Genomic DNA, 17,907 nt, shown 5'->3' on the forward strand with positions numbered 1-17,907 from the left:
TGTCGGTTACAGCGTGGCCGCGATGCGCGCCGTGGAAGAACTATCGTTCTTGACGCCCTGGCTGCCAACTGAGAAGATCTGCTGCCGCGAGATAGAAAAACTTGTTTGGGGGACAATGAGGGCGTGAGAGCTCCAAACCACCTGAATGCGCTGCGCGCGTTCGAAGCTGCGGCCCGCCATCTCAGCTACGTTGCTGCGGCGGATGAGCTGAATGTGACTCCGGCCGCAGTGGGGCAACTCGTGCGCAAACTCGAAGGCGCGCTAGGCGTAGAACTGTTCCGTCGCTCGGCAGCCGGTCTCGCAAGGCTAGAGCTGACCGACAGCGCGCGGATCATCCTTCCCGAACTGCAGGCCGGCTTCGATCTGCTTGCTGTCGCGGTAAAGCGGCTCTCTCATGAAGGACAACACACGGTCGTTACCGTTACGGTGCCGCCGGCGTTCGCAGACAAATGGTTGCTGCCCCGTGTCGAGCGATTTCAGAGCCGGCATCCGGGCTACGACTTGCGCATCGACACGAACGGCCGGCTCGTCGATTTCACTGTCGATGCGGTGGACGTAGGCATACGCTATGGCGCCGGCCGCTGGCCTGGATTGAAGGCCACGTTTTTGCTGGAGGACGAGTTCTTTCCGGTATGTAGCCCGGCGTTGCTGAGAGCGTCGCATCCGCTGGACGACCTATCCGCGCTGCGACACTACCCGCTGATCCACGACATGTCGATGTCATCCGAGAGTGGTTTTCCGACATGGCGTTCATGGCTGGATCATGCCGCTCAGACCCACGCCGCTCAGACCCACGCCGCTCAGACTCATGTGGCCAAGACTCATGCAAGTCATGCCGACATCCCATACGATGGCGGCATGCGTATCAACGACTCGGCCGCGGTGATCCAGGCAGCCATTGCGGGCAATGGTGTCGCGCTCGGCCGCACGACACTGGTCGCGGCCGACATCGCCGCCGGCAGGCTGGTGCGGCCGTTCGACGATGCGTTGAGTTGCGATCTCGCTTACTACATCGTCCACAAGGCGCAGAAAAACGACGCGCCATTCATACTCGCGTTCACAGAATGGCTGCTTGACGAAGCGCAGGAGCAATAAAAACAATGCAACGCCAATTCGACGATCTTTTGCTCGGCAGCATCGAGCTTTTTTGCATGGCTGCGGATCTGGGCAGCTTTACGCGCGCTGCGACCGCCGCGAGTGTCACGCCTGCCGCGGTGAGCCGTTCGGTAGCTCGACTCGAAGAGCGGCTCGGCGTACGCCTGTTCGTGCGTACCACGCGCCAAATTCGCTTGACCGATGCGGGGCGCACCTACTTCGAGCAGTGCCGCAACGCGTTGACTCAACTGGTGGATGCCGAGCGCGAGGTGAGTGGCCAGCAAACGAGCCCTGCCGGTGTCTTGCGCATCAGCGTGCCGACCCCTTACGGCCACTATCGCTTGCTGCCGCTACTGCCTGAATTTCGTGCTCGCCATCCGCACGTCGAGGTGGAGGCGCATTTGAGCAATCGCAATATCGACTTTGGGTACGAGGGTTTCGACTTGGCAATTCGCGGGCGAGCACCGGACGACTCGAATTTGATTGCACGCAAACTCGAGGACGCGGAGCTGGTGGTCGTGGCGACGCCCGAGTATCTGAAGCGCGCGGGCGTGCCGAAATCGCCGGCCGATCTGGCTCAACACGAATGTATCCAGTTCGAGCTTCCCAGTAGCGGACGAAATCTGATTTGGCAGTTTGGCGGCTCGACCGAGCCGGTCGATATCGCGACGATAGGCGGCTATCGGACCTCGGGCGACGCGCTTGCCGGAGTGACGCTTGCGCGCAGCGGTGCGGGCTTGTTTCAAACATACCGGTTTATCGTCGAGCGCGATCTTGCAAGCGGTGCGTTGGTCGAAGTGCTGCGCGAGCATGGCGGTTGTTCGCGGCCCTTCATCCTGCTTTATCCGCATGGCCGTCATCTGTCGTCACGGGTACGCAGTTTTGTCGATTTCCTGGTCGACAAGCTGCGACCCTAGTCTCTGCGCTGACGGTGGTGTTCACGATGCGGTCTGTCGTGGCGTCGATATAGGCCAAGCGTGCGAATTTCTCGCTGTTCATTACACCGCGTACAAACTGAAGTGCGGTGCACGGCTTTATTCGGGGGGCGCATCTGCCGTATATTGACTCAACCCGCGATCCAACCCGTGACTCAACCCGTTGATTCAAAGTCATTGGGTGTACACGCGGTTTGTCCCGAGACGTTTAGCCACTCGCGCCCGCGCACCGAAAATTGGAGGTCACCATGTCAGTCGAACAAAAGCTTCAGGATCTGGGTCTGAGTCTACCCAACCCACCGCAGCCGCTTGGCGCTTACACCGCAGTCAGCGAGGCTGGCGATCTGTTGTTCATATCCGGCCAGGTGCCGTTGCGCGACGGAAAGTTGATGTACACCGGCAAAGTGGGCGACACGCAGACGCTCGAGGAAGGGCAGCAGGCGGCCCAACTCACGGCGCTCAACGTACTTGCGCAAATCCGCAAGCACCTCGGCGGCTTCGATCGGCTAGACCACATCGTTCGCGTCGAAGGGCACGTTAGTTGTGTTGACGGATTCTACGCACAGCCGGCCGTGCTCGATGGTGCGTCCGAGCTTTTCGCCAAGGTGCTGGGCGACAAAGCGGGCCACGCGCGATCGGCGTTTTCACACTCCCAATTGCCCGCGAATGCGACCGTAATATTGGTCGTGATTGCGCAGATCCGACGCTGATCCGCCTTGGTGCAGGCCGGGGACGCTTCTCGTCAATGGGCGTGCGGTGGCTATTTGTGCCGCAAACCGATATTCTTGATCCGATGTTCGAATCAATAACGAAATCAGCGATGACGCTCTCGCAAGCCGATCTCAAGGCCCTCCAGGCCGCGAAGAACATTCTTGAGAACCCCGGTCTTGCCGCGCAACTGACTAGCGTGGTTGGAACACCTATCCAGGCGGGCCTGAAACGACTGCCCGCGAAAATTCATCAACGGCTAGGCACAGTCCTCGAAGCCGTCCTGTTGAAGGTCGCCAGAACGGCGACGGTGACCATGGCAGAGGATTTCGACGATAGGCCACGGGGTACGTCGCACGGTGAGGCAGGGCGTGAACCACGAGGTGAACCCCGGGGTAAGCCACACAACCGGTTGCATACGCTGGGAGTGGTGGTTTCCGGAGGCGTCGGCGGATTCTTCGGGCCATGGGCGATGCTCGCGGAAATTCCGGTTACGACCGGCATCATATTTCGATCCATCGCCGATATTGCTCGTAGCGAGGGAGAGTCGATCAAGAGTGAGGCTACCATCCTGGCTTGCGTCGAAGTGTTCGCCTTTGGCGGGAAAACCGAAGGGGACGACGCGGCGGAATCGGGCTATTACATGGTGCGAGCCGCCCTCGCTCAGCAAGCCAAAACCGCATCGGATTTTTTAGCGAAGTCGGCCTCGGATAGGGCTGCGCCGCATTTGGTTGCGCTGATAAAGAAGGTGGTCGAACGCTTAGGTGTGCAGTACACGGAGAAGCTCGGCGCGCAACTGGTGCCGGTGATCGGCGCGGTGGGCGGGGCTGCGATCAACACCATCTTTATCAGCCACTTCCAGGCGATGGCCAAGGGGCATTTTACGGTTTTGAGGCTGGAGCGCAAATACACCAAGGAAATCGTGGAAACGGCGTATAAACTACTGCCGAAAAGAGGGTAGGAAGAGTAGCATGTTCAGGGGTACTCCCAGACAGCCGAAGGGGTTCGACATGAAAACCAACGCATACTGCACTCAAACCCGCATTCAAATCCGCACGCAAGTGCGCGCTCAAATCCACACTCAATTCCACATTCAGGCCGCAGCCATTCTGAGCGCGATGTTGCTGCTGCCTGTTCCGGCTGCCCACGCGCAACTCGGCGGCCTGCTTAACGGCGCAGGCTCCAGCGGATCGGGTGGTGGCGTGGGCAATCTCGGCGGGATGCTGTCGGGACAGTCGATGAGTTCCGGCAGTGCGGGCAATGTCGCCGGCATATTGCAATTCTGCATCAAGAACAACTATCTCGGCGGCAGCAGCGCGTCGTCGGCGGCCTCGGTCAAGGATACGCTGATGGGCAAGCTCCAAGGCGGTACGCCTACTTCGGACAAAGGCTATGCCGATGGCGCCAAGGGCATCCTGAACAGCAGCAGCGGCCAGAAATTGGACTTGAGCGGTGGCGGCATGAAGGAGCAGGTCACCAAACAAGTCTGCGACAAGATTCTTGCTCAAGGCAAGTCCATGCTGTGACGGGGGGTCAGACGATGCGATTTCATTTTCCCTTTCGGGCCGTCTCGCTGCTCGCGACGACGATGCTGGTGGCCGCATGCGCACAAACGGGCCCAGTCGAATTTTCGACGGGCGGTGCGGATTCCCCCGCGTTGTCGTCGAATCCCGATGCACTCGATTTTGGACCGATGGATCGGTCGATTGCCGACTGCAAGGCCGCAGCCAAAGCGGCACCGCCCGGACAGTGTGCGAGGGTTCGAGCGTACGAATCGTGTATGAAAGGCCGCGGTTACATAACAGTGCTCGGGCCTGAGAACCCGGCCGGGTGTGGTCAGCCGGCCTGGGAAGCGGACGTACGCAAATGGCTGCGCTGAAGCCGTCGAATGCGTTGTACGCCGCGGCGTTCAGGGCAGTAGCAAAAGCTTGCGGGTCGTGCGTCGCGATTCGATGTCGCTGTGCGTTCGGGGCCCTCCCAGAGTCCGCCCCACACCGCAGAGGCCTGACAAGAGAGGCCTAACAAGAGGGGCCGCCCCATGGTCAGGCACAACCCAGCGCTTCACCGTAGCCAGAAAGCCCCCATGACACCAGGGCGCCGGCGGCTTCTCGTCATCGGCGCGATACTGCTGCTGGCCGCGCTAGGTTGGGTGCTGGCGGCAGTACTCAAGCCCGCCATCCAGCACACGATCGTCATCACAACCGGGGCGAACGAGGGTATCTATCGCGGCTTTGCGGATCGCTATGCCCCCATCCTGAAGCGCGACGGCATCACGCTTGATATCCGCAGTTCTTCCGGTTCGGTCGAAAATTATCAGCGGCTGAAAAATCCTGACAGCGAATATGAAGTGGGCTTTATCCAATCAGGCACCACCAGTCCGAAAGAAACAGACCATCTGCAGACCATCGCTGCGGTCTCGTATGAACCGATCTGGGTGTTTTACCGTGATGACACCACCATCAACCGGCTGGCACAGCTGCGCGGCAAAAGGGTGGCCATAGGCGTTCCCGGCAGCGGCCTGCTCAACGTCTCCCGCGTATTGCTCGCCTATAGCGGCATCACCGGCGACAATACCGCGCTGCTGGAGATGGATGCAGTCTCGGCATATCAAGGCCTCGAACATGGCGGGCTGGATGCGGCGTTCTTCATCGGCAGGCCCGATGCCCCGATGCAAGAAACACTACTGAACAGCAATCTTAAGCTGATGAGCTTTGCCCAGGCCGATGCCTTGGTGCAAAAATTCCCGTCACTCTCCAAAATTATTTTCCCGCGCGCCTCGACCAGCGTCATCAACGATCTTCCGCGAGCTGATGTCACTTTGCTAGCCGCCACGGCTTTGCTCGTGTCCAAAGACACGCTACACCCGGCCCTCGTCTACCTGCTGCTGAACGCAGCCAAATCCGTCCACGGCGGCGAAGATTACTTCACGCCGCTGGGCGCGTTTCCCAACCTGAACACGGAAGAATTTCCCATCGCCGACGAAAGCACGCGCTACTTCAAATCCGGTCGTCCCTTCCTGCAGCGCTACCTTCCATTCTGGCTGGCCAGCTTTATCGAAAGGCGCCTGCTGATCCTGCTGCCTTTCATGGCTTTGCTGCTAGGCTTGCTGCAGGCGTTGCCGCGCATGATGGAGGCGCGGATGAAACGTCGACTCGTGGTTTGGTATCACGAAATCAAATCGCTGGAAGATGAAATATGGAGAACCCAGCAACCGACCCTGGACCAGATTGCGCGATGGCGCGACGAAATCGAAAGCGTTGATGCGCATGCCAGCGAGATACGGATTCCGGCGCGCTATTTCCAAGATGTTTACGCTCTCAAGCAGGCGATTGGCGTCGTACGGCAACGGATCGTCCAAGCGGCCGGGAAGGTGGAGGAATAGCCGGGCGGCGGATCAAGTCACTCGCCGCGCCTTTATTAAAATTCGCATACCTAATCAACAACTTGTTTCGTCCGTATAGGCTAGCCTCATATTGCGGCCAGCGAATCCGCCTTCATCAGTAAATTGGCAGGAGCAGGAACAACTTGATGACGATCGCATTCGCGATGTCAATAAAAAACGCTCCCACCATCGGCACCACCAAAAAAGCCAGATGAGAGGGGCCGAACCGATCCGTAATGGCTTGCATGTTGGCGATCGCGGTGGGCGTCGCCCCAAGGCCAAAGCCGCAGTGTCCGGCAGCTAGCACTGCTGCGTCATAGTTGCGTCCCATCACGCGAAAGGTGACGAAAATGGCATATACCGCCATAGCGATTGCCTGCACTGCCAGGATTGCGAGCAGCGGCAATGCAAGCGAGGCCAAGTCCCATAAACGCAGGCTCATCAGCGCGATGGCGAGAAAAAGCCCGAGGCTCACATTACCGAGCAGCGACACTGCGGGCTCGAAGACCTGATACCAACCGGGCACGGCCAGCCCATTTCGCAGAACGACGCCGACGAACAATACACACACGAACGTGGGTAGCTCGAACGCCGTATCGGCCAACCACGACGCCAGCACCGAGCCGACAGCGAGGCAAACGGCGATCAGCGCGATGGTTTCGATGACGACCTCCGCCGTGATCGTGCGAACCGCTTTGGGTTGCTCGAAACCGCTCGCGCTAGCAACATCGGACTGCGGGTTGGGAGTCAGCCGATAGTGCGTGATCAGAAAACGCGCGACCGGGCCGCCGACCAATCCCCCGAGTATCAAGCCGAACGTGGCACAAGCAATCGCAATCTCCGTCGCTGATGCGAGTCCGTGACGCTCTGCGAACACCTTCCCCCACGCTGCGCCCGTGCCATGACCGCCTGAGAGCGTCACCGATGCCCCGAGCAAGCCGAGCAGTCGCTCTTGCCCCAACGCCCAAGCCAGGCCAATGCCGAGCGCATTTTGCATCACGAGCAAGCCGACCACGACACCGAGAAAGACCATCAGCGAACGTCCGCCCGCTTTCAGCCCGGCCAGATCTGCGTTCAGGCCGATGGTGGCAAAAAAAGTGAGCATCAGTGGCGCTTGAAGCGTTGTGTCGAACTGGACCTCGATGTGCGCGTAGTTGCGTAGCGCGAAAACCAGCACCGCAACGAGTAGGCCGCCGACAACCGGCTCGGGAATGCTGTAAGTTCTCAGTAGGGCTGTCCGGGCGAGTATTTGCCGCCCGAGCAGAAGAACAAGGGCCGCGGCCATCAGCGTTTCCAGCGTGTCGAGGTTCATGACGCTCGGCTCCAGTTGATATCGATTAATCAACCCCGTGCGAGGAGGGCTTGGAATGACCCGACGCGAACCTGAGCAATAAATAACCGGTAACGCCCGATAGGACTGAGCCCGCAATCACCCCCAGCCGGAGGGGCGTGAAATATTCGGGGCCTTCGAAAGCGAGGGAGCCGATGAACAGACTCATGGTGAAGCCGACGCCACAGAGTGCCGCGACGCCAACCAGTTGGCACCAGCTTGCGCCCTCGGGCAGCTTGGCCAGACCGAACCGAACGAGCACGGCGCTCGCCCCGCACACGCCTACGGACTTTCCGATGAAAAGCCCTGCGGCGATACCGAGCGGCAGCGGCTGTGCCAGCGCCTCGAGCGTAACGCCAGCGAACGAGACGCCCGCATTGGCAAAAGCGAAGATCGGCAAAACACCGAAGGCCACCCAAGGGTGGAGGCCGTGTTCAAGCTGGTGCAGAGGAGCGTTCCCGTTGGCATCCCGAGCCTTGAGCGGCACGGCGAAAGCGATTGCAACGCCTGCGAGCGTTGCGTGAACGCCGGACTTCAGAACGAATACCCACAAGATCACGCCGACGATAATGTAAGGCGCGATTCGCGTGATGTTCCGCAGATTCAAGGCGATCAGTACCGCGATGGCCACGGCCGCCCCGAATAGCATTGCTAGGGAAAGGTCGGCGGTATAAAACAGCGCGATGATAACGATCGCGCCCAAATCGTCGGCAATTGCCACCGCGGTCAGGAATATTTTCAGCGACATCGGGACTCGTTTGCCCAGCAGGGAGAGAACGCCCAGCGCAAATGCGATGTCCGTGGCCGTGGGGATCGCCCAGCCATTCGAGGCCGCGCCGTTTCCGTGGTTAAACAGGATATAGATGAGTGCGGGCACTACCATTCCACCCAAGCCGGCCACGACCGGTAGCACGATCTGTGCGGGTGTGGACAGTTCACCTTCAATCACCTCGCGCTTGACCTCCAGTCCGACGAGAAGGAAAAAGATCGCCATCAAACCATCGTTGATCCACAGTAGCAGCGGCTTCGCGACGGCGAAGGATCCAACGCGCACCTCCACAGGAATTTTCAGCAAGTCGTCGTACGCGTGTCGCAGCGGCGAGTTACTGCAGATCAGCGCGAGTACTGCCGCAGCCGCGAGCAGCAACCCACCCGCCGACTCCAGCTTGAGGAAGTCGGAAATGCCATCAGTTGCCTTGCGTATCGTATGGTCGATCACAATGCCCAGTCCGTTGTCTGCGCATCCACTCCGACGGTCTCAACCTGCGCCAGTAGCCGTGTTGAGCCGGGCATTCTCGACCGTGGCTTCGGGTATCCCATTCACGCACACCCCGGCGCGTGGGATAACCCTCTGCCCATGGTATGCGCAGAGCAGCTCGCGGAATATGGGACTTTGGTCCTATTTGCTCCTGCTTCGCTCCTGCTTCGCAGGCAAACGCGGCCATATCGGGCTCTTTGCTCAATGGGTCGGAGCGCTCGGCAAGGAAGACGGCAGAATGCCTAAGGAAGTCATACACTTGTGAGTAGCCAGTCCTGATTCAGGGCCGCCTTTCCTCGCACAAAATTCGGCTCGGGGGCAAATCTGAATCGGCGCGGACTGTCGAGGAGAGCATCATGAATGGGCGTAGAGTGTGCCAGCTATTGCTGGTATTGGCGGCCTTGGGCGCTAGCGGCGCAGCAGTGGCCGGCGGGGGAGGCGGGGGTGGTCATGGTGGCGGTGGCTGGGGCGGCGGGGGTGGCTCTCATGGCGGCGGTGGCTGGGGCGGCGGAGGTAGCTGGGGCCACGGCGGCTGGGGCCACGGCGGGCACTGCTGCGGCGGGTCCGTCGGTTTCTATTTCGGCCCGGGTTTTGGCTATGGCTATGGCTATGGCTATCCATATCCGTATCCGTATCCGTACGCCTACCCGTATGCCTATCCGTATCCGTACTACTCCGGCTACTACCCTAACTGGCCTGCGGCGGCAGGCGTGGCCCCGACTCAGTACCAAGAGCAGGCGCAGACGGACATGGGCGGTGGCGGCGTGCCGCAAATGGCCTACTGGTATCACTGCGGCAAGCCCAATGGCTATTACCCGTATGTCAAGGCCTGCCCCAGTGGCTGGCAGAGGGTGCCGGCGCAACCGCCCGGCGGATGATCCTGCGGCACGCCCCGCGGCAGGTTAAATGTACCTCGGCAGCAACGCTGCGGCGGCGCATATGAGTGCAGACTGACAATCCTTACTGATCGTAATGGTATTGTTGATGGCCGGCGATTGTCGGCCTACCTGGAGATCACTCATGTCGAAACTTCGTCTTGCCGTCGTGGCTGTCAGTATGTGTGTTGGACTCGCCCTGGTTTATGGCCCGGTTGCCGTTGCGCAAACAACACCGGATACGGCCGCGTCTACGCCCAAGCAAGTCCACAAGGCCAATCGCAAGGCGGCAAGCAAAGCGGCTAGGGCGAAGAAAAACGCCGAACTGAAGGCTCTGGAGAAGAACGGCTACAGCCCCGGAGGCAACCAGGTAAATTATCCGCAGAACCTACAGGACGCCCAGCGCAAGGTCGATGCAGAAAAAGCCGCACAAGGCAAGCCCGCCTCGGCGCCATAAGCGCCGATTCCACGGCACGGCGCGGGTGACGAGAGGTGACACGCGCGGTGCCGTGCAAAGCGAGGCGAGGTGACGTGAAGGCTAACGTGCCGCCTGGCGTCGACTCCAAGCGCGAGCACACGCCCGATCAGCGGGCCGCGGCTTCGCGTATACGTTCAAGCGCCTTCGCGGGAACCAGCATGGCCGACACTACAATCGCCAGCGAGATCACCAGCATAGCCACAAACGTGAGATGCAGCGATTGCTGAAGCGCGAGCCGAACGAGTGCGTCGCTCCCGACATGGTTAGGCGGCGTTTCGAGAACCTGCCGTAGTTGATCTGACGTGACCACGCCGATACCTTGGGCATGCGTCAGGCCGTAATTGAGCACCGCGCCGAACATGGTCGCGCCCAGCGTACTGCCGAGGTTGCGTGAGAACAGGTTCGAGGCCGTCGCACTGCCACGCTGCGAAGGGTGAACGAGTTCCTGGATCAGAACGAGTGCGCTCACACTCGACGTCCCCATGCCGAAGCCCATGATCAGCGAGCCGATGGCCGCGAAAACCGGTGAGCTATCCGGTGTCAGCAGTACGAACACGACCGCCCCTATCGGCAAGAACACACTGCCGACGACCAATATCTGCCGCAATCCGAAGCGATGGAACGACCGTGCTGCCAGCGTCGCGCCAGTCGGCCAGCCGAGCATCACCATGGTCAGCGCGAATCCGGCGACGACCGGCGAGCGGTGCAACACGCCTTGCACATACATGGGCAGGAATGTGGTCAATCCCATCAGCGCCATGCCAGCGAGTACGGTTGCGGCGTTAGATGCGGCAATTGGCCGGTGACCCCACAGCGAGAACGAAATCATCGGATCGGGTGCGCGCCGCTCCTGCGCCACGAACAGCCCCGAACACACGCAGAACAGGCCGAATTCGAGTACGGCCCGAGTATTGTCGGAGGTGCCGATATCGGTGAGCGCCATCAGCAAAGACGCGATAGCGATCGTGAACAATGCCGCGCCGGCAATGTCGAGCGCGGGGCGGTCATGCCGCTCCTTTTCGTGCAGAAAGGCAATGAAGCCGGCGGCCGAAGCCAGGCCGATCGGAATGTTGAGCCAGAAAATCCACGCCCACGACAGGTCGCGGATGATCAAGCCGCCCACGACCGGGCCGACCACCGCGGAGAACGCCCACACGCTGGCGAGATAACCCTGGATCTTGCCGCGCTCGTGCGCGGGGTACAGGTCAGCCACGATCGTCATGGTGACGGGCTGGATCGCACCGGCGCCCACGCCCTGGATCAGCCGGAAGACTATCATCGCGGGCATCGACCAGGCAAAGCCGGCCAGCACCGACCCGACGAGAAACACCGCAATGCCGATCAGCATCACCGGTTTGCGACCGTACAAGTCCGCCAGCTTGCCGAAGACAACCGTCATGGCGGTCTGCGTCAGCAGGAACGACGAGAAGACCCAGCTATAAAGGTGCAGGCCGCCGAGTTGCGTCACGATTTGCGGCATGGCGGTCGAGACGATCGTCGCCTCGATGGCGACCATGGCCATGGAGGCCATCACAGAGGCAATAACGAACGGGCGGGTTGATTTCGGCGTGAAAGACATGGTGTCCAAAAGAGGTGCTGCGTCAAATCACTAAGCGAATCGCTCGGTGAATCACTAAGCGGCGCGTAGGCGACTTATTCAATCGGCCGCGCGTGGGTCTCGCGCCGGCCGGTGAAATTATGAAGCTTTTCCCATAAATGTGCACCGATTGTAAGCGGCCGCTACAAAAGAAAAATGCGGCCCGTCGGATAGGTCCGACGGGCCGCATCGTTTTCAATCGATTGCGTTACATGCGCGACGAGCTAGTTACTTGACGTTTTCCGCTGCAGCAATAATCGCGGCGGCGACCTGCTGAGGCTGGGACAGCATCGCGACGTGGCTCGCATCCACGTTCACGACAGTCGCACCGATATTCTTGGCCATGGCGGCCTGCAGCCTCGGGTCGATCATGTGGTCGCGGCCGGTAATGACGAATACCGACGGCTTGGTGTGCCATGCTGCCTGGGTCACTTTGTCATCGAAATAGCCGCCGAACAAGGGGCCTTGGGTTGCGGCGATGAGGCGGGCTTGGGCCACGGGAAGGTCTGACGCGAAGTCGTGGATGATCGCATCGTCGGACAGGGTCAAGTATCCTGCGGAGTCTTTGCGCAGTTGGCTGGCCCACGCCGGCGCCGGGAGTCCTTTCAGAAGGTCGTTGATAGACTGGCCGCTATCGGGGGCGAAGGCCGCCACATAAACCAGTGACTTCACCTTGTCATCATTGCCGGCTTGACTGATGGCTACGCCTGCCGCCGAATGTCCGACCAGAATCACGGGACCGGTCTGCTGCTCGATCACGCGGCGCGTGGCCGATACGTCGTCGGCCAGCGAGGACAGCGGATTCTGCACGGCCACGACATGCAAACCTTTGGCTTCCAGAATCGGCACCACCTTGTCCCAGCTCGATCCGTCGGCAAAGGCACCGTGAACCAGCACGACGTTCTTGCCTTTGAGATCGGCGCTGGGTGCTGCGCTCGCGTTCAATGCGGGAAGCACGGCGCCAACCATGGCCAACGACAACAGACATTTTTTCAGCAGCGTATTCATAATGCAGTTCCTTTTAGGTTATCGAAACGGGTATTGAGCGGGATTACTGGTTGAGTGACCGAAGAATAAGATGGCGGGGCTCGCCTGCCTATCGGTCGAATGACCGATGCTGCCGAATCCGATGACGGCCACCATGAGGGTGGAAAAAGCGGCGGAAACGCGCCAATTTGCGTGTGAGGATGAGATGGAAGAAGAAGCGGACATCCGTGTTCTGGACGTTGCCAAGGCGCTGGCGTTCATTGGCGACCTGAGCATGGGCCAACCCACGGATCACTCGGTGCGCACCGCCTGGCTGGCCGCGCAAGTCGCCGCCGACGCCGGCTACGGCACCAACCAGTGCGACGTGGTCAAACATGTGTCGCTGTTGCGGTGGTCCGGCTGCACGGCCAACGCGCATGGATTCGCGGAGCTGATCGGCGACGATGTGGCCGGGCGCGAAGCGATGCTTGCGAGGCGGCCCGATTCCCCGGTCGCGGCAGTGTTTGCCCGCGGCGAGGGCGCTTCGATTTCCGGCCTCGCGCAGATTCACTGCGAGGTTTCGGGCGAGATCGCGCGGATGCTGGCGCTCGATCACGACACCGAAGTGGCGCTGCGAAATATCTTCGAGAACCGAGACGGCAGCGGCTTTCCCAATCACGTTGCTGGCGACGGCGTGCCGCAGGCAGTGTCTACGGTGTCGCTGGCCGGCGACTTGGAAATTCTGAGTCGCGTGTACGGCCTCGATGCGGCACTGACGTTGCTCACGAAAGATGCGGGCTCGCGCTATCCCGCCGAGTTGGTTGACCTGGTCGCGAAGCGTGGTCGGCAATGGCATGAGGCACTCGAGCACGAAGCCGATCACGATTTCGATGGTTTTCTGACGACAGACCGAACGCAGCAACTGACCTCGCCGGAGCTTATCGCCGATGTGATCGACCTCAAGCTGCCTTGGATGACGCAGTATTCACGACGCGTCGCGCAGGCCTGTGCGCGGTGCTGTGCTGCGCTTGGCGTCGCCGCAAGTACGCAGCGTCTGGTGTATCGCGCCGGCTTGATTCATGGGATGGGGCGCACATCGGTCTCGAATTCGGTCTGGAATACGAGCGGAAAATTGTCGGCTGCGGCGTGGGAAAAAATTCGACTCGTGCCGTATTGGACGCAACGAGCCGGCAAGAATATCGCGGCGCTGGAACCGGAGGCCGCTATCGCATCGTTTGCCTATGAACGGCTCGATGGATCCGGCTATTTCCGCAGCGCGAGCGGGCGGGAAATCTCTCTCGAGGCGCGCGTGCTTTCCACGGCTGTCGCTTGGATTGCGTTGCGCTCGCCTCGACCGTGGAGAGCGGCACTGAGTTTCGAGGAAGCGGCGCACACTTTGACCAAGGAAGCGCAAGCGGGGCGGTTCGACGCGGACGTGGTCGTAGCCATGACCTCGTCGGAACATGCGGCCTCGGTACGCGCACCGGATCGTGTCAAGCGAGCGACATTGTCGGAGCGGGAAGTCGATGTGCTGCGGCACATCAGCCAAGGCGCCAGCAACAAAGAGGTGGCGCGTACGCTGGGCATCAGCATGAGCACGGTTGGAACGCACGTGGAAAAGGTGTTCCGCAAGCTCGAATGCTCGACACGGGCGGCGGCGACCTTGAAAGCGTCGGCGATGGGTTTGCTTTAGTCTGAGCTGACCCGCCGCTCGCGATGCGCTTTTACCGCCTGGGCCCCTTCATACTTTCCGCTTCCATGGCCGCATGCCATTCCTCGCTGGCCTCGATGGGATCCATGGCGTCGTCGATAGAGGTCATTGCACGCTCGGCGATCCCCATCGTTTCGTCTGGCGGATCGTCAAAATCGCCGTCATCTTCGCTTGGTGGCTCCAGCATGTCCCTGAGCATCGCCTTGAGCTCCGGCGTGTCCCACGGCAGGCCATGTTGCTTTTGAACCTTTATGTAGTGCCGCACTTCGGCGTTCTGCTCCTCGGTCAAAGGCAGCCCACGGAAAGTGCTTTTGGGGTCAAGGTCTGGCATGGCTTTCTCCGAGGTTCCGTTGCCTCCAGTGTAGCGACATTGTGGCGCGTCGTGAGCTAGAAAACGTGTAACACCGACGTCGTTTTATGGGTCGTTCACGCAATAGGAGTACGGTATGCGTTCGCGGTCGCGAAGCGCGGGTCGCGAACTTCCGAGTCTGGCACCATTAAACTACTTGACGGAGTGACACCATGAGTATGTTTGCTACCCAAGATGGAACACGGATTTTTTACAAGGATTGGGGCCGTGGGCAGCCCGTTGTGTTCTCCCACGGCTGGCCGTTGAGCGGCGACGCCTGGGATGCGCAGATGATGTTTCTGGGCGAGCGCGGCTACCGCGTGATCGCGCATGACCGCCGCGGGCATGGTCGCTCCGACCAGCCCTGGGACGGGAACGACATGGATACCTATGCGGACGACCTCGCCCAGTTGATCGATTCGCTCGATCTGAAAGACATGGTGATAGTGGGCCACTCTACGGGCGGTGGTGAAGTTGCGCGCTACATCGGGCGCCACGGCACCAAGCGGGTCGCCAAAGCCGTGTTGCTGGGTGCAGTGCCGCCGCAGATGTTGAAAACCGAGACGAATCCAGGGGGGCTGCCGCGCGAGGTGTTCGACGGCATTCGCGCCGGCGTGCTTGCCGACCGAGCGCAATTCTTCAAGGATCTCACCATGCCGTTCTACGGCTACAACCGGGCCGGCGCGAAAATTTCCGAGGGTGTACGCGATTCGTTCTGGCGCCAGGGCATGCAGGTTGGCATCAAGGGGGCTTACGACTGCATCAAGCAGTTCTCGGAAACGGACTTCACTGCGGATCTCAAGAAATTCGACATCCCCACGCTGATCGTCCACGGCGATGACGATCAGATCGTGCCCATCGGCGCTTCGGGCATGTTGTCGGCGAAGATCGTCCCCAATGCCAAGCTCAAGGTTTATCCGGGCGCTCCGCACGGACTCGCCCAGACGCGGCAGGACGAATTCAATGCTGACTTGCTGGCGTTCATCAAAGGCTGAGCATCGGTAGACAGGAACTTGCCCGGGGATGTCACCCAGGCAAGTCCATTATTTCCACGATATAGTCGTCGCTGGACCTTCACTTTGTTCACAGGGTGATTACGTTAATTTTTTGAGTGATCGAACGTGCAGACACAGGAAATATCGGAACCGCCGACCCAACACCTCGCCACTGACCTGATCGCCGCGGCCGTGGCACTCGGTCCATTGATCGCCGCGCATAAAGAAGCCATCGCGCGGGGTCCCGATATTCCCGAAGAGATCGCCCGAGCGCTCGAAGACGCCGGGCTGACACGGTTGTGGCTGCCGCGCAGTCTCGGCGGAGCAGAACTGGCACCGGTAGATTATTTCCGCGTCATCGAAGCGGTCGCCCGGCACGATGGTTCAGTGGGGTGGTGTGCCGCGATTGCATCCACGGGGTCGCGCGCCATTGGATTGATTCCGAAAGAAGCGGCCGCCGCATTGCTACACCGGGGTGGGCATGTGTCCGGTAGCCTGGCTCCGACCGGTGTCGCGGTCAAAGAGGGAAATGGCTGGCGAGTCAACGGCCGGTGGTCGTGGGGCAGTTTTATTCGCTACAGCACAGTGACACTCGGAGTCTGCATAGAACACGCTGACGGCGTGCCGTGCACCACACTGGCCGGTGCACCGGTGCTGCGCGGCATCATGGTTCCGACACGAGACGTCGAAATCATCGCCAATTGGGACGGCAGCGGACTGCGATCTTCCGGCAGCCACGACTTCGCCATGGCAAATGTGCTGGTGCCCGACGCACACACATTCTCATTGACCGATTTCGTGGTGACACCTCATCAGCCCGGTGCACTCTACGCATTGCCGTTCATCACCATGTTTGCGCTGGGCATTACCGCGGTTTCCCTCGGCGTCGCCCGCGCTTCGATCGACGCGTTGACTGCGCTGGCTGAACAGAAGATCGCAACGGGAACACGCGCACTATTGCGCGAGCAAGTGAGCGTACAGGCCAGCGTTGCCGAAGCGGAAACGCTGCTGCGTGGCGCCCGTGCATTCCTGTTCGAGTCGGTTCAAGCGCTTTGGGACTCCGAGGTAGCAGGGCAACCGCAAGACATGGAGCAACGCGCGCTGGCGCGCATGGCTAGCTGTAACGTGGTTCAAGTAACCAAGAAGGTGGTTGACCTGATGTTTTCGGCAGCAGGCGGCTCCGCTACCCATGAACGCGGTCCGTTCGCCGCTCAAATGCGCGATGCGCAAGCCGCGGCTCAGCATCTGGCGTTTTCGCCGCGGAATATGGAGACTGCGGGGCGTGTTCTGTTGGGCATGGATCCCGGGACTTCGCGCTTCTGATCTTCGATTCCGATCCTTGCTTGTGATCCGCGTTTTTGATCCTTGAGCGTCACGTGCCTTCCTTATCCTGCTTGCGCCTGCTCGGTGTCGTTCGAAGTTATGTGTTCGTGGCCGCGTTTGCGCTTGCCGCTTGTACCTCCTCGCCATCGCTTCTGCCACCGGCAGCACCGCCCGAGCCGATCGCCACGACCATCGCGGTGGTCGAGCGCGGCTGGCACACCGATGTCTGTATTCGCGCCGAGGACGCCGGCCCCTGGCTTCTGGCGCTCGCGCACGGAAACGGCTTCGACGGCGAACGTTTTCTGTGCTTTGGTTTCGGTGAACGGCAATACGTGCTCACGCATGACCACGGCCCGCTAGCGACGCTCTCGGCGCTGCTGCCTAGCCGAGCGGCGCTGTTGATGACGGTACTGCGCGACTCGCCGGGCGCGGCGTTCGGCTCTTCCAATGTGGTCAACCTAGCGATCAGCCGCGCGGGCTTGGCAGGGCTCCAGGCGTTCCTGCAGGCAGCAGTGCAAACCGAGGAGGCGGACCCACCCCAGGCTAATGCTGCTGACAAACCCGATGGCAAATCCGAGGGCAAACCGGTAGGACTCGGCGAGGGCCCTTATCCGGGCAGTGTGTTCTTCGCCGCTACCGACACCTACGACTTGTTCTACACATGCAACACCTGGACCGCGGCTGCGATGCGTTCGGCCGGGCTACCCGTGGACACCACCGTGCTGTTCGCCGGCGGCGTGATGCGTCAGGCACGGCAACTCGCCGCTGCGCAATTAGGCAGCGCGCCCTAGGCCAGCCTTATTGGCAGGGCGCAGGGGAGCAGACTGTCGTGGTGCTGCCTGCAGGCGGCGTCACGACCGTTGTGTTGTTGGGTGGGGGGGGATTGCTGCTGTTCAACGAGAGGC

The 17,907-nt window shown here is 60.7% G+C and carries 18 protein-coding genes; 13 read left to right on the top strand and 5 right to left on the bottom strand.

Going from position 1 to position 17,907, the window contains the following annotated elements; all coding sequences use genetic code 11:
* Positions 1–123 precede the first annotated feature (123 nt).
* The 7 genes from GSQ77_RS12500 to GSQ77_RS12530 all read left to right on the top strand — a co-directional run bounded on the left by GSQ77_RS12500 (position 124) and on the right by GSQ77_RS12530 (position 6,120).
* On the top strand, positions 124–1,095 hold the full coding sequence (locus GSQ77_RS12500) for a LysR substrate-binding domain-containing protein (RefSeq protein WP_158902426.1): 972 nt from the start codon (positions 124–126) through the stop codon (positions 1,093–1,095).
* A 5-nt stretch (positions 1,096–1,100) separates the two neighbouring features.
* Positions 1,101–2,012 (top strand): LysR family transcriptional regulator, encoded by a 912-nt coding sequence (locus GSQ77_RS12505; protein ID WP_158902428.1) that lies wholly within the window; start codon positions 1,101–1,103, stop codon positions 2,010–2,012.
* A 266-nt stretch (positions 2,013–2,278) separates the two neighbouring features.
* Complete coding sequence (locus GSQ77_RS12510; protein ID WP_158902430.1) at positions 2,279–2,740, top strand: RidA family protein; 462 nt, start codon at positions 2,279–2,281, stop codon at positions 2,738–2,740.
* A 56-nt stretch (positions 2,741–2,796) separates the two neighbouring features.
* Positions 2,797–3,699 carry an EcsC family protein gene (locus GSQ77_RS12515; RefSeq protein ID WP_216854886.1) on the top strand — a complete coding sequence of 301 codons (903 nt, stop codon included), beginning with the start codon at positions 2,797–2,799 and terminating at the stop codon, positions 3,697–3,699.
* 100 nt (positions 3,700–3,799) lie between these two features.
* Positions 3,800–4,264, top strand: coding sequence for a DUF2501 domain-containing protein (locus GSQ77_RS12520; RefSeq protein ID WP_254067614.1), 465 nt, complete (start codon positions 3,800–3,802; stop codon positions 4,262–4,264).
* A gap of 14 nt (positions 4,265–4,278) precedes the next feature.
* Positions 4,279–4,617 carry a hypothetical protein gene (locus GSQ77_RS12525; RefSeq protein WP_174246424.1) on the top strand — a complete coding sequence of 113 codons (339 nt, stop codon included), beginning with the start codon at positions 4,279–4,281 and terminating at the stop codon, positions 4,615–4,617.
* A 204-nt stretch (positions 4,618–4,821) separates the two neighbouring features.
* Positions 4,822–6,120 carry a TAXI family TRAP transporter solute-binding subunit gene (locus GSQ77_RS12530; RefSeq protein WP_174246425.1) on the top strand — a complete coding sequence of 433 codons (1,299 nt, stop codon included), beginning with the start codon at positions 4,822–4,824 and terminating at the stop codon, positions 6,118–6,120.
* A gap of 115 nt (positions 6,121–6,235) precedes the next feature.
* Here the strand turns inward: GSQ77_RS12530 and gltS are convergent, their stop codons facing one another.
* Positions 6,236–7,432 carry a sodium/glutamate symporter gene (gltS, locus tag GSQ77_RS12535; RefSeq protein WP_158902434.1) on the bottom strand — a complete coding sequence of 399 codons (1,197 nt, stop codon included), beginning with the start codon at positions 7,430–7,432 and terminating at the stop codon, positions 6,236–6,238.
* Between the two features lie 25 nt (positions 7,433–7,457).
* Positions 7,458–8,672, bottom strand: a complete 1,215-nt coding sequence (gene nhaA / locus GSQ77_RS12540; protein WP_158903005.1) for a Na+/H+ antiporter NhaA — start codon at positions 8,670–8,672, stop codon at positions 7,458–7,460.
* Between the two features lie 392 nt (positions 8,673–9,064).
* Between nhaA and GSQ77_RS29180 the strand changes: the two genes are divergently transcribed.
* Both GSQ77_RS29180 and GSQ77_RS12545 read left to right on the top strand, forming a co-directional pair.
* Positions 9,065–9,586 (top strand): hypothetical protein, encoded by a 522-nt coding sequence (locus tag GSQ77_RS29180; RefSeq protein WP_174246426.1) that lies wholly within the window; start codon positions 9,065–9,067, stop codon positions 9,584–9,586.
* A gap of 142 nt (positions 9,587–9,728) precedes the next feature.
* Positions 9,729–10,040 carry a DUF4148 domain-containing protein gene (locus GSQ77_RS12545; protein WP_158902436.1) on the top strand — a complete coding sequence of 104 codons (312 nt, stop codon included), beginning with the start codon at positions 9,729–9,731 and terminating at the stop codon, positions 10,038–10,040.
* Between the two features lie 127 nt (positions 10,041–10,167).
* Here the strand turns inward: GSQ77_RS12545 and GSQ77_RS12550 are convergent, their stop codons facing one another.
* Complete coding sequence (locus GSQ77_RS12550; protein ID WP_158902438.1) at positions 10,168–11,640, bottom strand: MDR family MFS transporter; 1,473 nt, start codon at positions 11,638–11,640, stop codon at positions 10,168–10,170.
* Between the two features lie 246 nt (positions 11,641–11,886).
* Positions 11,887–12,666 (bottom strand): alpha/beta hydrolase, encoded by a 780-nt coding sequence (locus GSQ77_RS12555; RefSeq protein WP_158902440.1) that lies wholly within the window; start codon positions 12,664–12,666, stop codon positions 11,887–11,889.
* Positions 12,667–12,850: 184 nt separating this feature from the next.
* Between GSQ77_RS12555 and GSQ77_RS12560 the strand changes: the two genes are divergently transcribed.
* Positions 12,851–14,317: an HD domain-containing phosphohydrolase gene (locus tag GSQ77_RS12560; protein ID WP_158903007.1), complete on the top strand. Its 1,467-nt coding sequence runs from the start codon at positions 12,851–12,853 to the stop codon at positions 14,315–14,317.
* Positions 14,318–14,348: 31 nt separating this feature from the next.
* Here the strand turns inward: GSQ77_RS12560 and GSQ77_RS12565 are convergent, their stop codons facing one another.
* Complete coding sequence (locus GSQ77_RS12565; protein WP_158902442.1) at positions 14,349–14,666, bottom strand: hypothetical protein; 318 nt, start codon at positions 14,664–14,666, stop codon at positions 14,349–14,351.
* A 191-nt stretch (positions 14,667–14,857) separates the two neighbouring features.
* On the opposite strand from GSQ77_RS12565, the gene GSQ77_RS12570 reads away from it, so the two are divergent.
* From GSQ77_RS12570 to GSQ77_RS12580, 3 genes are all read left to right on the top strand, one after another.
* Complete coding sequence (locus GSQ77_RS12570) at positions 14,858–15,679, top strand: alpha/beta fold hydrolase (protein WP_158902444.1); 822 nt, start codon at positions 14,858–14,860, stop codon at positions 15,677–15,679.
* 126 nt (positions 15,680–15,805) lie between these two features.
* The gene (locus GSQ77_RS12575) at positions 15,806–17,002 is read left to right on the top strand and encodes an acyl-CoA dehydrogenase family protein (protein ID WP_158902446.1); all 1,197 of its coding nucleotides are present in this window, start codon (positions 15,806–15,808) and stop codon (positions 17,000–17,002) included.
* Between the two features lie 53 nt (positions 17,003–17,055).
* Positions 17,056–17,793 carry a DUF2459 domain-containing protein gene (locus tag GSQ77_RS12580; protein WP_254067567.1) on the top strand — a complete coding sequence of 246 codons (738 nt, stop codon included), beginning with the start codon at positions 17,056–17,058 and terminating at the stop codon, positions 17,791–17,793.
* The last annotated feature ends 114 nt before the right edge of the window (positions 17,794–17,907 follow it).

The organism is Burkholderia sp. L27(2015) (genome assembly GCF_009765705.1).
Lineage (GTDB): Bacteria > Pseudomonadota > Gammaproteobacteria > Burkholderiales > Burkholderiaceae > LMUX01.